This is a genomic window from Marinomonas sp. IMCC 4694 (assembly GCF_008122525.1).
In the GTDB taxonomy this organism is placed as follows: Bacteria; Pseudomonadota; Gammaproteobacteria; order Pseudomonadales; family Marinomonadaceae; genus Marinomonas.
On sequence record NZ_VSRV01000001.1, the window covers coordinates 2,444,597 to 2,460,522 of the forward strand.

Genomic DNA, 15,926 nt, shown 5'->3' on the forward strand with positions numbered 1-15,926 from the left:
GAGTGTTTTTTAATCAACTTCGTGAATTGACTGGCATAAAAAGCCCAATGACTAATTTAAGACGCACAAAAAAAGACTCAGTAACCCTATAAAAACGACCCGTTGTGGAAAGTCACACTACAAAATATGAATGTGACTCGTCACGCGATTACGACCTGTATTTTTGGATTCATACATGGCTATGTCCGCCTGCCTAAACGTGTCAGAGCAATCCACCGTCTGTACCCAATTAGATACGCCAAGGGAAATGGTAATAGGCCGTGAGATCTGAGTTATAACAAAACGAGAGACAAGCTCACGCACTTCTTCCGCAAACGCCGTGGCAAACGAAGAGGACTTACTGGGCAAAATAATCACAAATTCTTCTCCCCCTGAACGGATCAAAGACCCATGACTCGCTATTTTTTGCCGCACCAACTCCGCCAATGATTTTAACACCAGATCCCCTACCTCGTGACCAAACTCATCATTGACTTGTTTGAAATGATCAATATCAAAAAATATCACATAAAAAGGCGTGGATGAGGCCGTCAATCTCTTCACCATTTCATCCATGGCTCTGCGATTCATCAGCCCCGTCAGCGGATCTGTTTTTCTGTCGTCGTCGAACCGCAACACCTTCTCATTTAAAGAATCTATTTCTTTTCGAATGGCCCCTTCTAACAAATACGCCTCATAAAACCACGCGCTCACTTTCGTAAATGGGTCATGATTTTTTGTATTTTGAGCCAGTAAACGCAGTGGTTTAGCAATTAAATAGGCGCAAGTAATAACACATAACAAAATAAACACTTGCACAGGAAGCGCTTGCTTAGAAATCAACCAAATTTGCTTATCCAACTCTTTAAGCACAGAGGCACGTGGGGTTTGCACAACAATCCCCCAGCCTGATTCCTTAACGTAAGCATAACCCGCTACCATTTCAATGCCTTTGGAGTTGACGACCTCATGTGCACCGCTCTGCCCCTCGACAACATCATTAATCACATCATTTGACGTTACGTTTTCACCCATTCTGTTTTTTTCAGGATGATAAATAAGCTCTTTATCAGAGGACACCACATAAATATACGAACCATCAAGATAGCCATGTCGCGACAGCAGATGCTCTAAAAATACGTTATCGTGGAGATACATGGTGCCGATAAGATTACCAATGTATTGACCCGATTTATTCACGACAGGGTGAGAAAAAAAAGAAAGGTATGTACCTGTAGGCCCGATAACAGGGCCAATGAACGCCGCACGAGGTTCAACAAACTGATCTGCTAGCGAATCCCTAAGATGATACCCTCGTAACCCTGTTGACTTGGGAGAAATGGCTAAAATATGACCTTCTCGATTCATAAAGGATACCGAGTTAAAGCTCTCACTCATCTTTTTTACAAGATCTAACTCGGCCTGCAATCCTTCCACATCACTGACACCAAGCGGCGCAATACTGGCCACAAGATTGGCACTGATCGCTAACTGAGACGTTGCATTTTTCAAAAAAATGTCTGTCATAATCGCCAATTTTTCAGCGTAAATGCGATTTGACTCCAGTGACATATTGATCAACAGATTTTTTTGAAATTGATAAATGGCGTAATAACCATTTCCAACCGTGAGCAAAATACCCGCGATTGAAAGGGAAACAATCAGAAACCTGAGCGACAAAATAATGCGTAACGAGAATGTCTTTTTCATTGAAAAATAACGATAATCCTTGCTGATATGACAAGCCTATTTATGAAGAAATACCTTAGCACCAAAGCAACAAGCTATTTCTTATAAAGTACGACATTATACCCTCTCGGTAAACAGCAATGAAACACAACCCAACGGGTGAGTTGGTGAATATTTCGGCGGCCACTTGATCACCATAAGGTAATTCAAACACCGCCAGTAGCCAAACTGGTGATACACCAGCCCCTCTTGTTCACAGAAGCCGTTGGCCGATAACCCAGATAACCGCCATTTTTCGATACGCGCTGCCCAAGTTTGGTTTAATGCTGTGTTCCTTTTAATTGCTCCATGAGTATTGATAATGAAACACAGTGTGGTTGGAGTTAAATGTGAAAACTAGAGACTGATACAGTGACGCTTACCGCTTACGATTAGAATTGATCAATATATACAACCAAATACATCAAGAGAAATTACTGGCGTTGCCCACCAGCAATCATTTCGAACACTAACTTACCGAATCTCGCCGATTTAGCAGGGTCTGATAGCAGTTGCATCATTTGGTTCTGGTGTGCTGAGCCGCTACTCATAATCGCGTCGCCTAGGGCTCGGGAGAAGTCACCTAACATAGCCTGCTCTGCGCTATTTTCTTTAATTTGTCTCATCACCAATTCGTTTTCCATCACCTATCCAGGTGCTAAAAGAAACGGGCAAAACCGCCCAAAGTGATAAATGGATGTGGGTGACTCGGGGCGGCCCTCCGGACAAACCTTCCGTGCTGTTTGAGTATGATCCGACCCGAGCGTGTCACGTACCCACACGTCTATTAAAAGGGTTTAGGGGGGTATTACAAGTGGACGGCTACAGCGGCTATGGCCAAGTTTGCCGTGATCTTGGTATCGCCCGAATCGGGTGCTGGGATCATGCGCGTCGCAAGTTTGTTGACGCCGCACGCGGTGCCGCGCCTCAAAAAGGGAAAAGCCACAAAGCCAAGCCGTCAAAAGCGGATGTGGCCATCAGTAAAATCCGTGCTCTCTATGCCATCGAAAGTAAAATAGGCAAATTGAGCGAAAAGGAAAAATACACCGTTCGCCAAGAACTGGCCCTACCTGTGCTGCAGGACCTCAAAACGTGGTTAGAAACCAACCATCCGAAGGTTCCCAAAGACTCACTGACCTTCAAAGCGATCCAATATGCCCTAAACCAGTGGGAATCCTTGATCGGTTACTGTGATCATGGCTTCATCCACATCAGTAACGCCTTAGCGGAAAACGCCATCCGCCCCTTCGCTGTCGGCCGACGCAACGGGCTGTTTGCTGATTCAACGCGTGGCGCAAACGCCAGTGCCACCTGCTACTCACTGATAGAAACCGCCAAAGCCAATGGCCTTGAACCCTCAAGCTACCTCCAATACCTACTCGACCACATCGCCGACGCTAATACCCTAGACAAACTCGAAGCTCTCTTGCCATGGAATAGACCGAAAGCGGATTAGGTTAACAGAGCGGATTGTGTTGTTTTAGGGGTGGATACAGTGACGCTTACATTTTATTACGATGCCGATTGGTAAAAGCATACAACGCGCCCGAAAACGGATTGTGCCCCAGCTCTTGTTCAGTGATCACCGCCAACCCATGGGCCTGTTTTCGAAAATCCACGGGGTCTCGATACAAAAAGATCTGTGGCAAATTTAAAGCGGGACGTAAATAACGCGGCTTCATAAAGCGGCCACTAGGCTGGTCACCAAGGCGAGATTACTCCCATCAATACCACGGATCACCACCCCATTGGGGAGTAGAATTTCCAGCTCATTAGTCTGGTGAGAAGGCGTCACCAGGGCTACCGACACCAATTTTGATTCGTGTGGTGCATCATTTGTAGAAGCAAATTTCTGCCGCCAATAGCCAAACTGGTGATACACCAGCCCTTCTTGTTCACAGAAGACTTTGGCCGATAACCCAGATAACCGCCATTTTTCGATATGTGCTGCCCAAGTTTGGTTTAATGCTGTGTTTGTGTTCATGTTGTTCGCTCCGTCGTTGATTGGGACGAAACACAGTGTGGTTGGAGTTAAATGTGAAAACTAGAGGCTGATACAGTGACGCTTACCTTTAAAGTCGAAAATAACCGTAATTACACGCTTTCAATTGCTTTGAATCAAAGGGTAATTTTGGACATTTTTGCTACTTTGATTCGAAGCAAAACAGACTTTTATACAATTAAAGGCCAATCCCATCTATAAAAGGTCTACAAAAAAGCACCTATTAGGTAATATTTTGTAGACCTAAATATTGTCAACCTAACCTTATAGGTCTACACTTTAATACCTATAAGGTAATAATACGTAGACTATAATGAGTAAAAAAGAAAAATTACTGTCCGCACTATCTCATGCTACCAAAGCTGGTGGAGGTGTTCATACGGCGACAGAAATAGCATTTATGCTCGGCGAAAAGTATACCCCAGCTTTTACAAAGTTCCTCACAGATTGCGTAAAAAACGGTGTCTTACGAAGGGTCGCAACTGGTATTTTTGAAAGTACAATTACTCCGCCTGATGGATCAACGGCCATTTACAAGATTGTAAATAAGCTCAGAGGAGATGTATTTAACTATATCAGCCTAGAGAGCCAACTTAGCTATACAGGCGATATTTCGCAAATTGTTATGGGCAGACTCACTGTAATGACAAAAGGCAGAAGTGGCATGTTTTCTACACCTTACGGCGTTATTGAGTTTACACATACAAAAAAAACGATCGAGGCAATCGCTCCTAATGTTTATTTCGATTCAGATATCAAAATGTATCGGGCCAAAACAACCCTAGCCCTTATTGATTTAAAAAACTGTAATCGAAATCTGCACATGCTGGAGGCATAACATGCTCAAAGAAGTCATAAAGCAAATTGTTAACACCAACCCTGAGTATGCAAGGATAACACCTGTTATAGAAAAAGAAATATTGCACCATGATATTATGGCGGTCATGGTAAAACAGGGGGTGATGCACTCACTGACGTTTATTGGCGGCACATCACTTCGCCTATGTCACAACAGCTCTCGATTGTCTGAAGATTTAGACTTTAATGGTGGCCATGACTTTAAGCCTGGTCATTTTGATGGTTTAGAAATCGAGATTCAAAAGTACATACAAAAAAAATATGAAACAGAAGTCTGGGTAAATAAGCCGAACCAAGACAAACAAGGAGACACCGCTTCGTGGAAAATCAGTATCGAAAAAGAAGCCAACCGCCCAGACCTACCACGTCAAAAAATGCATATCGACATATGTGCTATCCCTTCTTTCGACATTGAGAGAAGACCACTGATCAATCATTACGATGTCGTCGTTCCAACAGAAGGACTTTTGATACCAGTACAGTCGTTAGAAGAAACCTTGGCAGATAAATTCATTGCTCTAGCATACCGTTCCAGACGTATTAAACCTCGTGATGTTTGGGATATTCTTTGGATCAAGCAAAGAGGTATTGACGTATCCATAGAGCTGATCAACCAAAAACTTGCAGCAAGAGAAAAAACAAACGCTAACTTCATAGAGTCGCTTTCCCTTCAGGTCGAAAAATTACTGAACGAAAAAGAGGTAAAAGCTGACTTCAACAATGAAATGAGCCGTTTCATTCCAAGCCAAATTAAACAGCGAACAATTGATAATCCAGAATATTGGCAATACGTACAACTCGAAATTAAAAGCATGACAGACCCGATACTCAAACCTGATTCACAGACAAAGAAATTTGATATGGGCTTTTAAACAATAACTTATTAGCGATGTTAAGCTATTCATCTACGGAATATGCGAATAAGTCCTAGCCATGCGATAATCACGCTTTAAGCCTTCGAGTCTTAACCATGTCACACCAACTCACTTTTGCCGACAGCGAGTTCAACAACAAACGCCGTAAAACACGTAAGGAAATTTTCCTTTCTCGCATGAATGAGTTGATGCCTTGGGATCAACTAGAAGCGGTTATTGAGCCTTTTTATCCTAAAGCAGGCAATGGCAGAAGACCTTACCCACTTTCAACCATGTTCCGTATTCACTGCATGCAACATTGGTACAACATGAGTGATCCTGCCATGGAAGACGCTCTGTATGAAGTTACGTCAATGCGCTTGTTTGCTGCGTTGTCGTTAGATAATCCGATTCCTGACCACACAACCATCATGAACTGTTCTGGTCAAGTCCAACCGGACACTTTCCTAAAGGAGTTTTCATACTCAATGGGTGATTGGTCGCCATTCGACGAATGTAATCGCTCCAGATTGTAATATTTCACATAGGCCGCAACATCTTGCTTCATATGCTCTCTTGTTGGTTGTGCTACCTTGAACAACCAATCATGTTTTAAACTGCCGAAGAACCTTTCAACCACGGCATTATCCCAACACGCACCGACGTCACCCATGCTAGAGCGGCAATCAAGCCGTTTTAATAGGCTTCTAAAGCGTTTACTCGTGTATTGCGAACCTCTATCGCTATGAAATACTAAGCCCTTTGGCGGCTGTCGTAAGCGATGTGCTTTTAAAAATGCTTGCTCAATTAAGTCTGTCGTCATACGTTTTGACGTGTGCCAACCCACTATGCGACGACCAAACAAATCCATTACAATAGCAAGGTATAGCCAGCCTTCGCCTGTTTTTAAATATGACACATCCCCAGCCCACACCTGGTTCTGGCCTAACGGGTTAAAATTCATGTTCAATAAATTATCAGCTACAGCATCACTGTCTTTGCGCTTTGTTGTGACTTTGTAAGGGATACGCTGCTTAACGACTAACCCCAATCGTTTCATCAAGCCAATGACACTATGCCGGCTAACATCAAAGCCTTCTTTGCGAAGCTTTTTCCCAAGCTCACGGCTACCCAAACTGTCTCGACTATCTTCAAAAAGCGCCTTCGCCCTACGATGTAAATTCAGTGTTTGTGCACTGATAATTATCGCGGGACGTTTTCGCCAAGCATAGTATGCAGATTTGCTAACGCGCATCACTTTACACGATATGACAACTGGGTACTGCTTACCTAAACTTTTGATAAATGAATATTTTATTTCATTTCTTTTGCGAAAAACGCTGAAGCCTTTTTTAATATTTCGCGCTCCATTAGCAAGCGCTTATTGTCTTTTCTGAGCTGAGCGAGTTCAGCCCGCTCATCCTTCGACAACTCTGAATCTTCATTTTGTTGTTTAAACTTCGCTACCCAGTTATAAAGTAGCTTGTCAGTGATATTCAGTGAAGCGGCAGCCTCAACAACTGAGTAACCTTGCTCAATCACCAGCGCCACCGCTTCTTGCTTAAAATCGTTTGGATATTGTTTGTTAGTACGTTTAGTCATTTTACACCTCAATAATTGGATATTATCCTTTATTGAAGTGTCCGGCTAATTCAACCACAACAGCATCTCCACTTACTTCAAAACCACTGGACATCAAAAGTGTTTCAAACGCAGAACCATCTCGACGAGTCAGGTTGGGGACATAGCGCGAATACACGGTAAATAACATTTGGGTGGTTGTATGGCCCATTTGTCTAGCGATCCACTCAGGGTTCTCCCCTGCTGCTAACCATAATGTCGCGGCGGTATGTCTTGTTTGGTATGGCTTTCTACTTTTGATGCCAATTTTTTCAAGTGTTGGATACCAAATGCGCTGAGTAACATTTCGGTGTTCATAACTACCACCTGCACGATTACAAAACACGAACTTAGAATGCCCAAACGAAACTTTCTTTTGTTCTAATAATGCTTCATACACAGGTGGAGACATTTCAACTTCACGGCGTGATTCAAGTGTCTTAGTCGTATCAATACGTCCCTGAACGACGGTTTCTCTCACCAAAATCTGTCGGTTTTCAAAATCAACGTACTGCCATTGCAGCCCATCTATCTCCCCAGTACGTAAACCCGTAAAAAAGCGCACAATATAGTAATTACGAAAATCTGGACGTACATAGCGAATAATCTTCTTCACTTCATCCAGCGTAAAAGGCTCAATATCCACTCTAGGCACTTTTAGGGGTTTTAATCCAATAGCTGGCGACGTAAACTCATATCGGTCGGCGGCATCATCTAAAATCATTCTTAGTGGCGTCATAATGTGGTTAATCCTATCGTTAGAAAGCTCACTGTCCCCTGTTTCGTGACTCACTTTGGCGAGGGATGCACGAAATTTCAGGATCATGGCTTTGGTTATGTTGCCGACTCTTTCTTCCCCAAAATATGGGATGAGACGGGTATCTAAAGTTCCTTTGATAGAAGTCCGGTAAGACCGTTTCCATCGTAAAATATTCTCTTCAAGCCACTCTTGTGAGAATTCAGAAAACAACGGTGTATCCGGTCGTTTTTGAACCTCAGTGACAACGTGTTGAACCACCTCCTTTTTTACTTTCGGTACTTTTTTACTGCCTGGAAAGAACTTCTCGTAATCGAACTCTCCAGTTTTCAGTGCTAGTTCAATCTTCTTAACCGCTGCCTCCATACGCTTCATATTGGCAGGCGTATTTTCTAACTTGGTGTATTCTTTAAAACGCTTCCCCTCATAACGAAAGTTGAAATACAACTTTCCATCTTGCCGAATCCCTATACTAGCCACGGTAAACACCTCCTGAGGCCATTGGGATCAAATCATCCACTTCATTTTCTCTTGCACTTGTCATCATCTGCTCTTCGATTGCCTCCCATAAATAAAGAACCTTTCTTGCGTTGAAAGGGCGAATATAGTGCTTGCCTTCAATGAAAACGTTATCTCTAAGAACGTCATTGATGTACTTAGGGTGGTACTTAATACGGTTTCCTAACTCTTGTGCTGTAAGGTATGTAGACATATTTCCTCCAGTGAATTTTATTGCTCATGAGGAAACTATATAGCAAATAAGTTTCCTGACAAGCACTTTTTAAACTTTTTTGCTTTTTAAACAGCATAAACGGTATTATTGCTGAAAATTAAAGAGACTATGCAGATGCTAAGATTCAGGCTGAAAGAGCTAATTCAGGATCAATCCTTCAAAGAAGGCAGAAGAGTGACACTAGGGGAAGTTTCTGAGGCTACAGGCATCCATAAGACTACCTTGTCGCGGTTGCAAAACCCAACAGGCTACAACACGACAACAGAGACGATAAATTTACTTTGTAAGTATTTTCAATGTGAGGTTGGAGATTTGGTTGTATATATTAATGATTAGAGTTGTTTAATATATACAACCAAATATATCGATAGAAATTACTAGCGTTGCCCACCAGTAATCATTTCAAACACTAACTTACCGAATCTAGCCGATTTGGCAGGGTCTGATAGTAGTTGCATCATTTGGTTCTGGTGTGCAGAACCACTACTCATAATCGCGTCGTCCATGGCTCGAGAGAAGTCGCCTAACATAGCCTGCTGTGCACTATTTTCTTTAATTTGTCTCATCACCAATTCGTTTTCCATCACCTTGTCTTTTACCGTATTGGCATAATTCACCATGTCCGCATCAGTCAGTTCATCGGTGATAAACAGTTCATTTAAGCGAGTGATGATTTGTGATAAAAACTCTTCTTTAGGATCTTTGGCTTTTGCCGTGCCCATAGAGTCGCCTGGCTCTAGCTCATAGCCCGCAGCGTCTTCTTTCAGTTGAATATCCTGTTGGCGTATTTTTGATAATCGGTAATGGCTAAGCACAACATGCTTTAAGTCTATTTGATCTTCTTCAACTGCTGCCTCACGCAGCATGGGACGCAAATTACGGGCGTATAAGCTCAGCTTTTCTAACCCTTTATCATCGTAATCGACAATCTGAGACATGAATTCATAGAAGCGAACAAAAGTACCTAAGTCCTTTTTAAAGATTTCTAGGGCATCTTTTTCTTGCTTACAGTCTTTAAAGGTATTCTCAGCATTTGCCATGAGTACCGCGTCACCTGTTTTCTTGGTTCGCTCGAACATGTCTTTTGCTTTTTTATATTCGTCTAGCGCCGATTTATATTTAAGAGTCCAGCGCTCAACCGCTGGCTTACAGATATTCGCAATGGCGGCGTTGCTTTTAGATTTTACGTAAAAGGCATCACAGAACTGATCAACTTCACGAGTAGTGAAGATGCCCGCTGATCGTAGCTTTTCAGACAACTCAAAAATCAAGTTAGGGTCAGAGACATCAGCTAATTCGGCGGTTTGATAATAAGGCTGGAATGCACTCAAAATATCATCTGGCTCATTAAAGAAGTCGAGTACAAATGTTCCTGTCTCTGCTTTGCTAGGAAAGATACGGTTTAAACGAGATAGCGTTTGTACGCATTCCACGCCACCTAGCTTTTTATCCACGTACATGGCACAAAGCTTAGGTTGATCAAAACCCGTTTGAAATTTATTGGCAACAATCATGACTTGATAATCATCACTATCAAAGGCTTTACGCATGTCTCGGCCTTTAAGACCTGGGTTCATATTACTCTCTGTAAACTTTTCACCAATCAGCGCTGTACTGTTAGGGTCTGTTTCTGAAAATTCCACCTCACCAGAAAACGCAACCATTGCCTGTAGCTGGCTATAGCCTTTTTCACCCTTCTTAGAGGTAATGTACTTATCGAACCCTAATTTATAGCGCACAGCTTCTTTACGAGAGCTAGTCACCACCATCGCTTTGGCTTGGCCGCCTAATAACCCCATCACATTGTCTTTAAAGTGCTCAACAATAACCTGAACCTTTTGGCTAATGTTGTAATCGTGCAAACGCACCCATTGATTCAGTTTTACCTTGGCTTTTTTACTTTCAACTTCTTGATCGCTACCTTCTATCTTCATGGCGAGGTTATAAGCCACCTTATAGTTGGTGTAGTTTTTTAGCACATCAAGAATAAAACCTTCTTCAATTGCCTGACGCATGCTGTACACATGATAAGCCTTGGGCAGGTTGTCGGTTTTATTCGCGGGTTCGTCAGGCTTAGGTAGGCGCCCAAATAGCTGTAGTGTTTTATCTTTAGGGGTCGCTGTAAAAGCAAGATAACTTAAGTTCTTAGAGGCTCTACGTGACGCCACCGCAGCGTCTAAAATATCGTCGGTAGTTAACTCCTCATCCTCCGTTTTATCCGAAGCATTACCATCAATCATAAGCACTTCTTTCAGCTGACGAGCAGTACTGCCTGTTTGCGAGCTATGCGCTTCATCAGCAATAACCACATAGTTGCGCTCTTTCAAGTTAACGTTGTTTTCAATCGCCTTTAGAACAAACGGAAAAGTTTGAATGGTGACAATAATAATGGGTTGCGAATCCACTAAGGCATTCGCCAGCTTCTCTGATTTAGAACCATCCCCTTCATTTCGATTAATACGGCCAACCAAACCGTCCACTGCGGTGAACTGAGAGATCGTTTCTTGCAACTGATCATCCAGCACTGTTCTATCTGTTACGACGATGACTGAGTCAAACAGCTTTTTGCCTTCTGGCGTATGAATTGCCGATAACTGGTGCGCCGACCACGCAATGGAATTCGACTTACCCGAACCCGCACTGTGCTGAATTAAATACTTTTGCCCTGGGCCTTCTTCTTTGGCCGCATTCACCAGTTTATTTACCACATCCCACTGGTGATAACGTGGAAAGATTAACGTTTCTTTCTTGTATTTACGGCCTTCCCAGTCTTCTTTGTCTTCAATTTCTAAATGCACAAAGCGAGCAAGAATATTCAGCAGGTTGTCTGGCAGTAACACCTCATTCCACAAATAATCGGTCGCGTACTGATTAACATCTTCGGGAACGTCGTTACCCGCACCACCTTCTTTAGTGCCTTTGTTAAAAGGTAAAAAGAAGGTGTCGTTACCGTCTAAACGAGTCGCCATATACACTTCGTATTGGCTAACAGCGAAATGCACTAAAGCACCGCGCTTAAAGGTTAATAGCGGCTCTGGCTTTTTGGTTTCAGGGTCTGTCGGTGGACGAGTGGTTTTATACTGGGTAATCGCATTTTGAACGGCTTGTTTGAATTCAGATTTCAGCTCTAACGTTGCAACAGGCAAACCATTTACAAACAACACCAAATCAATACGCCATGCCTTGGCTTTTTTACCCGTCGTTGCTAATTCTTCTTCGGTTGCCCAAGGCGAATACACCAACTCAGGCACAACACGTAAACGGTTTTGCTTGTAACGTACTAGCGTATCTGGGTTTAAGTCATGCTCGGGTTTAAACTGGCACAAGTTGAAGCGCGTTCCACGGTCTCGTAACTCATGGCGCAGCACTCCTAATGTTCCGAAGGTGCGCATGTCTTTCGACGTTGCATTGGGGTCAGCTTTGTTAAGCTGTGAAGCCACACGCGCTATGAACTTACGCTCGGTATCATGAGGGTATAAGGCACAGAATTTTTGCCATTGCTCGTCTTGAGTGTCTTGCACAAAACCAAGCACATCTTCTTCATACAGCGCCAGTTCACGGTTGTATTTTTTAGGATCGCCCAACAACCAGCCGTTGCTTAAAAGCTGTTGGATCATTTCATTTTGAAACGCGAACTCACTGGCGCTGGCCATCTAAAATTTCCTTTTATTTAACTCTCATTTAACTGGCGGCAATGCCTTTACCAACATTTGAATCTCTTTGGTAATACTCATTAACTCTTTAAGCAATTGGGGGTTCACATCTAAGTGACCTTCATACTCCGCTAAATTACGAGCCTGATGACATTTATCCAGCACTCGCCACTTAGCTTTATCCATATCCAAAGTATGTTGCAAGCATTGAAAAACCAAATAACGACTTTCTGAACGATAACCATACCAACGTAACGCGGCCAAAGAAAACGCATGAGCAGCCGCATACGCTAAAGAAAATTGGCTATCCTCACTTAAACCACTAATCAAAGAATCTTTTAACTTGGCATCACCCGCACGTAACATTCCTAAAAATTCTTTCGCATCTGCGTATTCTCATGCATCGCGATCACCTAATACTATCTAAGCCGATCACCTAATACCATCCATCAAGATCACTCAATACCATCGATGCCGATCACTTTTCGGTCAAAATGGTATTGAGTGATCGGCTTGAATGGTATCGTTCAATTTGTACACGTTTTTGTCTAGCCAGTAGGTGTTTTTAACCGTTATTCTTTTCATTTTTGATGATGAGAATGACCATGCCAACGGCACCTATTTCAATGCGTAAACTTAAAGAGATTTTAAGACTAAAATACAGCTGTAAACTCAGTCATCGTCAGATAGCAACAAGCTTATCTGTTTCACCCTCAATCGTGTCTAAATATGCCTGTAAATCAGCAGAGTTAGATATTACTTACTGGCCGCTTGATGAGAAGTGGGATGATCACGCTCTGCAACAAGCGTTCTTCAAAACAAAGCCTCGATTAAAGGGCTTTACCATTCCTGACTGGTCGTTAGTTCAGCAAGAGCTTCGGCCTAAAACCATGACGTTGTTGCTGCTTTGGGAAGAATACAAAGAGCGGCACGCGGAAGGTTTTTACAGTTACACTCACTTCTGCCGTCAGTACAAGGCATGGCTTAAATGCCAAAAACCCTCCATGCGACAAAATCATAAAGCAGGTGAAAAACTGTTTGTGGATTACTGTGGCCCAACCATGAGTATTGTTGATACAAGTACAGGCGAATGTCGTACTGCACAAGTGTTCGTTGCGGTCATGGGTGCATCAAATTATACCTATGCCGAAGCGACTTACAGCCAGAAACTCGAAGATTGGGTGATGAGTCACGCCCGTTGTTTTGAGTTTCTTGGCGGTGTTCCTGAGCTAATAATTCCTGACAACCTTAAAAGTGCCGTCACCAAACCGTGTCGATATGAGCCTGACTTAAATCCAACCTACCAACAACTAGCGACACATTACGATACGGTCATTGTGCCCGCTAGACCCTATAAACCAAAGGATAAGGCTAAGGCTGAAGTGGGTGTGCAAATTGTTGAACGTTGGATAATGGCGCGCCTTCGCAATGAAACCTTCTTTAGCTTGCGTCAATTGAACCTGAAAATACAAGCATTACTGGTCGATTTAAATCAACGTAAAATGAAAAAGCATCCTGGCTCACGGCTCAGTCAGTTTGATGCTATCGACAGACCTGCACTCAAACCACTGCCTACACAGCCTTACAGCTATACCTTAGTAAAACAGGTGAGCGTGCATATTGATTATCATGTGGAAATTGAAAAGCACTACTACTCAGTGCCACATACCTTAATTAAACAAAAGCTTGAAGCCCATGCCTCCGGGAAGTTGGTGACACTCTACCATCAAGGCATACAAGTCGCTGTTCACCCCAGATCATACCGAGAAGGTGCGCACACCACGCTTGATCTGCATATGCCTATCGCTCATCAAAAGCAGCAACAATGGGCACCACAGCGGTTCGAACGCTGGGCGAGTAAATTTGGCACATCAACTGAGCAGTTTGTTATGCAATTGATGCAAGCTAAAAAACATCCAGAGCAAAGCTACCGTGCTTGTATGGGGTTATTAAGCCTAGGTAAAAAGTTTAGTGATCAACGTCTTGAAGCCGCCTGTCATCGCGCATTAACCACAGGTGTTACTCGCGTTAAACAAGTAAAGACTATCTTAGAAAAAGGCTTGGATAAACAACCCTTGCCACAAGCTCAAGGTGATTTACTACAAGATATTGATCATAAAAATATCCGTGGCAACCACTATTACCATTAATAAAAATTAACAAACCATAGGAAGACTTATGCAAAATATCAATCAACAAGTTAATAATCAGTTAAGTAATTTAAAGCTAAGCGGCATACGTGATGCGCTATTGCAGCAATACGAGCAACCCAATTTATACGTTGAACAAAGCTTCGAAGAGCGGCTAAGTTTATTGCTTGAACATGAAATAACGCAGCGTGATCAGCGTAAAATAGATCGCCTAACGCGACAAGCAAAGTTCAGAGTTGGCGGCACACTTGCCCAACTCAACTATGGCGCAGCACGACAACTCGATAAAGCTCAGATCCGTTCATTAGCACAAGGTGAATGGCTTCGTCTTCACCAAAACATCTTGATCACAGGAGCAACAGGTTGTGGCAAAACTTACCTCGCTTGCGCGCTTGGTCAAAACCACTGCCAACAAGGGAGTAGCGTTTATTATTTTAGGCTCAAAGAGCTATTAGAAAAGATGTTTCTAGCGCAAGCCGATGGTAGTTATCGAAAACTGATCAACAAGCTTAGCTCTGCCAATTTACTGATCTTAGATGATTGGGGATTAGAGCCATTAACGGCTCAACAACGGAGTGATTTACTGGAATTAATTGATGCAAGATATGATACAAAATCGACCTTAATAGCGAGTCAATTACCGATAGAAAATTGGTATGAAATGATCGGAGAATCGACACACGCGGATGCGATTCTAGATAGGCTTGTGCACGGGGCGATAAAGTTGAAATTAAAAGGCGAGTCGATGCGAAAAAAACTAAATTTCTTGACTGATGCCGATCACTCAAGTTAGATTTTACTGAGGTCTACTGACAGACAAAAAAGTGATCGGCTTGAATGGTATTGAGCGATCGGCATCATGGTATTACGCAGCATCGGCAGGCTCTACTTTTAATTGATTAACCTTTACTAAATTATCCAGTGCTTTCACTCGCCTTCCCCCGAATGTAATAAATCAATACGCGGTTGCTCCATAACCTTACTTAAGAAGTTCTGCCCTTGTGCCATACGTTCTTCAAATTCAACGGGGGAATACAACGTCGGGTTAATCGGCCTTTGCAGTTTTTCTTCCACTGAATCAAGCATCTGCATAATTTCGCTGTAGCTTAAGTCGTTTCCCACCAGCATCACATCCACATCACTGCCAGCATGTTCTTCACCTTTAGCAACCGAGCCATAAATAAAGGCCTGCTCTAATTGAGGAAGCAAAGGCGCAATAGCTTCTTTCAACAATCCCTTAATACCAAACGTTTTTCTAACGATTGCTTGTAGTTCGTTAAAAATAGGCGAACGCTTGTTCGCTTGGTAATGGTTTTGATTCCCCTGCTTACTTTCCACCAGCAGCCCCGCATCGGCTAATTTGGCTAGCTCTCGGCTAATCACACCAATGCCCATATCTGCTCGCCGCACGACTTCTCGCAAATAGAAGCTTTTATCTGGCTGGTCAAAAAATAGCGCTAATACTTTTTGTTGCCCCTTGGTAAAAAGAGCATCGCCTATGCTTGTAGTCATCACTACCTCAACTGCACCCAAAATGGGTACATTTGTTCCCAATTTGGGTACTATACATTTCAGATAACTCACTGTCTACG

Annotated in this window: 16 protein-coding genes and 2 pseudogenes; 7 read left to right on the forward strand and 11 right to left on the reverse strand. The window is 42.9% G+C overall.

Annotated features, from left to right (window positions below; all coding sequences use genetic code 11):
- Positions 1 to 117 precede the first annotated feature (117 nt).
- The 3 genes from FXV75_RS10930 to FXV75_RS10935 all read right to left on the reverse strand — a co-directional run bounded on the left by FXV75_RS10930 (position 118) and on the right by FXV75_RS10935 (position 2,333).
- On the reverse strand, positions 118 to 1,689 hold the full coding sequence (locus tag FXV75_RS10930; RefSeq protein WP_148833356.1) for a sensor domain-containing diguanylate cyclase: 1,572 nt from the start codon (positions 1,687 to 1,689) through the stop codon (positions 118 to 120).
- Positions 1,690 to 1,785: 96 nt separating this feature from the next.
- Positions 1,786 to 2,040 (reverse strand): IS66 family insertion sequence element accessory protein TnpA, encoded by a 255-nt coding sequence (gene tnpA, locus FXV75_RS16715; protein ID WP_410428253.1) that lies wholly within the window; start codon positions 2,038 to 2,040, stop codon positions 1,786 to 1,788.
- 101 nt (positions 2,041 to 2,141) lie between these two features.
- A complete protein-coding gene (locus FXV75_RS10935) occupies positions 2,142 to 2,333 on the reverse strand; it encodes a hypothetical protein (RefSeq protein ID WP_148833358.1) in 192 nt (63 codons plus the stop codon).
- A gap of 23 nt (positions 2,334 to 2,356) precedes the next feature.
- Here FXV75_RS10935 and tnpC point away from each other — a divergent pair.
- Positions 2,357 to 3,163: pseudogene (gene tnpC, locus FXV75_RS10940) on the forward strand (IS66 family transposase); the annotation flags it as partial.
- Positions 3,164 to 3,209: 46 nt separating this feature from the next.
- Here the strand turns inward: tnpC and tnpB are convergent.
- Positions 3,210 to 3,389: an IS66 family insertion sequence element accessory protein TnpB gene (tnpB, locus tag FXV75_RS10945; RefSeq protein WP_148833360.1), complete on the reverse strand. Its 180-nt coding sequence runs from the start codon at positions 3,387 to 3,389 to the stop codon at positions 3,210 to 3,212.
- On the reverse strand, positions 3,386 to 3,691 hold the full coding sequence (gene tnpA / locus FXV75_RS10950; RefSeq protein ID WP_148833362.1) for an IS66 family insertion sequence element accessory protein TnpA: 306 nt from the start codon (positions 3,689 to 3,691) through the stop codon (positions 3,386 to 3,388). Before tnpA (FXV75_RS10950) ends, tnpB begins: the two co-directional genes overlap by 4 nt.
- Positions 3,692 to 4,022: 331 nt before the next feature.
- Between tnpA (FXV75_RS10950) and abiEi the strand changes: the two genes are divergently transcribed.
- The 3 genes and pseudogenes from abiEi to FXV75_RS10965 all read left to right on the forward strand — a co-directional run.
- Positions 4,023 to 4,547 (forward strand): type IV toxin-antitoxin system AbiEi family antitoxin, encoded by a 525-nt coding sequence (gene abiEi / locus FXV75_RS10955; RefSeq protein WP_148833364.1) that lies wholly within the window; start codon positions 4,023 to 4,025, stop codon positions 4,545 to 4,547.
- A 1-nt stretch (position 4,548) separates the two neighbouring features.
- Positions 4,549 to 5,439, forward strand: a complete 891-nt coding sequence (locus FXV75_RS10960; RefSeq protein WP_148833366.1) for a nucleotidyl transferase AbiEii/AbiGii toxin family protein — start codon at positions 4,549 to 4,551, stop codon at positions 5,437 to 5,439.
- A gap of 98 nt (positions 5,440 to 5,537) precedes the next feature.
- Positions 5,538 to 5,921, forward strand: a pseudogene (locus tag FXV75_RS10965) (transposase); the annotation flags it as partial.
- On the opposite strand, the gene FXV75_RS10970 reads toward FXV75_RS10965, so the two are convergent.
- The 3 genes from FXV75_RS10970 to FXV75_RS10980 all read right to left on the reverse strand — a co-directional run bounded on the left by FXV75_RS10970 (position 5,867) and on the right by FXV75_RS10980 (position 8,510).
- A protein-coding gene (locus tag FXV75_RS10970; RefSeq protein ID WP_187424833.1) for an IS3 family transposase occupies positions 5,867 to 7,023 on the reverse strand; the annotation gives its coding sequence in 2 pieces (ribosomal slippage) (positions 5,867 to 6,753 and positions 6,753 to 7,023; 1,158 coding nt in all). The pseudogene FXV75_RS10965 and the gene FXV75_RS10970 sit on opposite strands and share 55 nt — an antisense overlap.
- A 22-nt stretch (positions 7,024 to 7,045) precedes the next feature.
- Positions 7,046 to 8,278, reverse strand: coding sequence for a site-specific integrase (locus FXV75_RS10975; protein WP_148833368.1), 1,233 nt, complete (start codon positions 8,276 to 8,278; stop codon positions 7,046 to 7,048).
- Positions 8,271 to 8,510, reverse strand: coding sequence for a hypothetical protein (locus tag FXV75_RS10980; RefSeq protein ID WP_067341394.1), 240 nt, complete (start codon positions 8,508 to 8,510; stop codon positions 8,271 to 8,273). Before FXV75_RS10980 ends, FXV75_RS10975 begins: the two co-directional genes overlap by 8 nt.
- Before the next feature lie 135 nt (positions 8,511 to 8,645).
- On the opposite strand from FXV75_RS10980, the gene FXV75_RS10985 reads away from it, so the two are divergent.
- Entirely contained in the window at positions 8,646 to 8,867 is a 222-nt protein-coding gene (locus tag FXV75_RS10985; protein WP_148835367.1) for a helix-turn-helix domain-containing protein, read from the forward strand.
- Positions 8,868 to 8,908: 41 nt separating this feature from the next.
- On the opposite strand, the gene FXV75_RS10990 is transcribed toward FXV75_RS10985, so the two are convergent.
- Both FXV75_RS10990 and FXV75_RS10995 read right to left on the reverse strand, forming a co-directional pair.
- Entirely contained in the window at positions 8,909 to 12,184 is a 3,276-nt protein-coding gene (locus FXV75_RS10990) for a type I restriction endonuclease subunit R (protein ID WP_148833370.1), read from the reverse strand.
- A 24-nt stretch (positions 12,185 to 12,208) separates the two neighbouring features.
- A complete protein-coding gene (locus FXV75_RS10995) occupies positions 12,209 to 12,550 on the reverse strand; it encodes a hypothetical protein (protein WP_148833372.1) in 342 nt (113 codons plus the stop codon).
- Between the two features lie 239 nt (positions 12,551 to 12,789).
- On the opposite strand from FXV75_RS10995, the gene istA reads away from it, so the two are divergent.
- Together istA and istB are read left to right on the forward strand one after the other, a co-directional pair.
- A complete protein-coding gene (gene istA, locus FXV75_RS11000) occupies positions 12,790 to 14,334 on the forward strand; it encodes an IS21 family transposase (RefSeq protein WP_148831187.1) in 1,545 nt (514 codons plus the stop codon).
- A 28-nt stretch (positions 14,335 to 14,362) separates the two neighbouring features.
- Positions 14,363 to 15,127 (forward strand): IS21-like element ISShfr5 family helper ATPase IstB, encoded by a 765-nt coding sequence (gene istB, locus FXV75_RS11005; protein ID WP_148831188.1) that lies wholly within the window; start codon positions 14,363 to 14,365, stop codon positions 15,125 to 15,127.
- 134 nt (positions 15,128 to 15,261) lie between these two features.
- Here the strand turns inward: istB and FXV75_RS11010 are convergent, their stop codons facing one another.
- Positions 15,262 to 15,846, reverse strand: coding sequence for a nucleotidyltransferase domain-containing protein (locus tag FXV75_RS11010; RefSeq protein ID WP_262368534.1), 585 nt, complete (start codon positions 15,844 to 15,846; stop codon positions 15,262 to 15,264).
- Positions 15,847 to 15,926 lie beyond the last annotated feature (80 nt).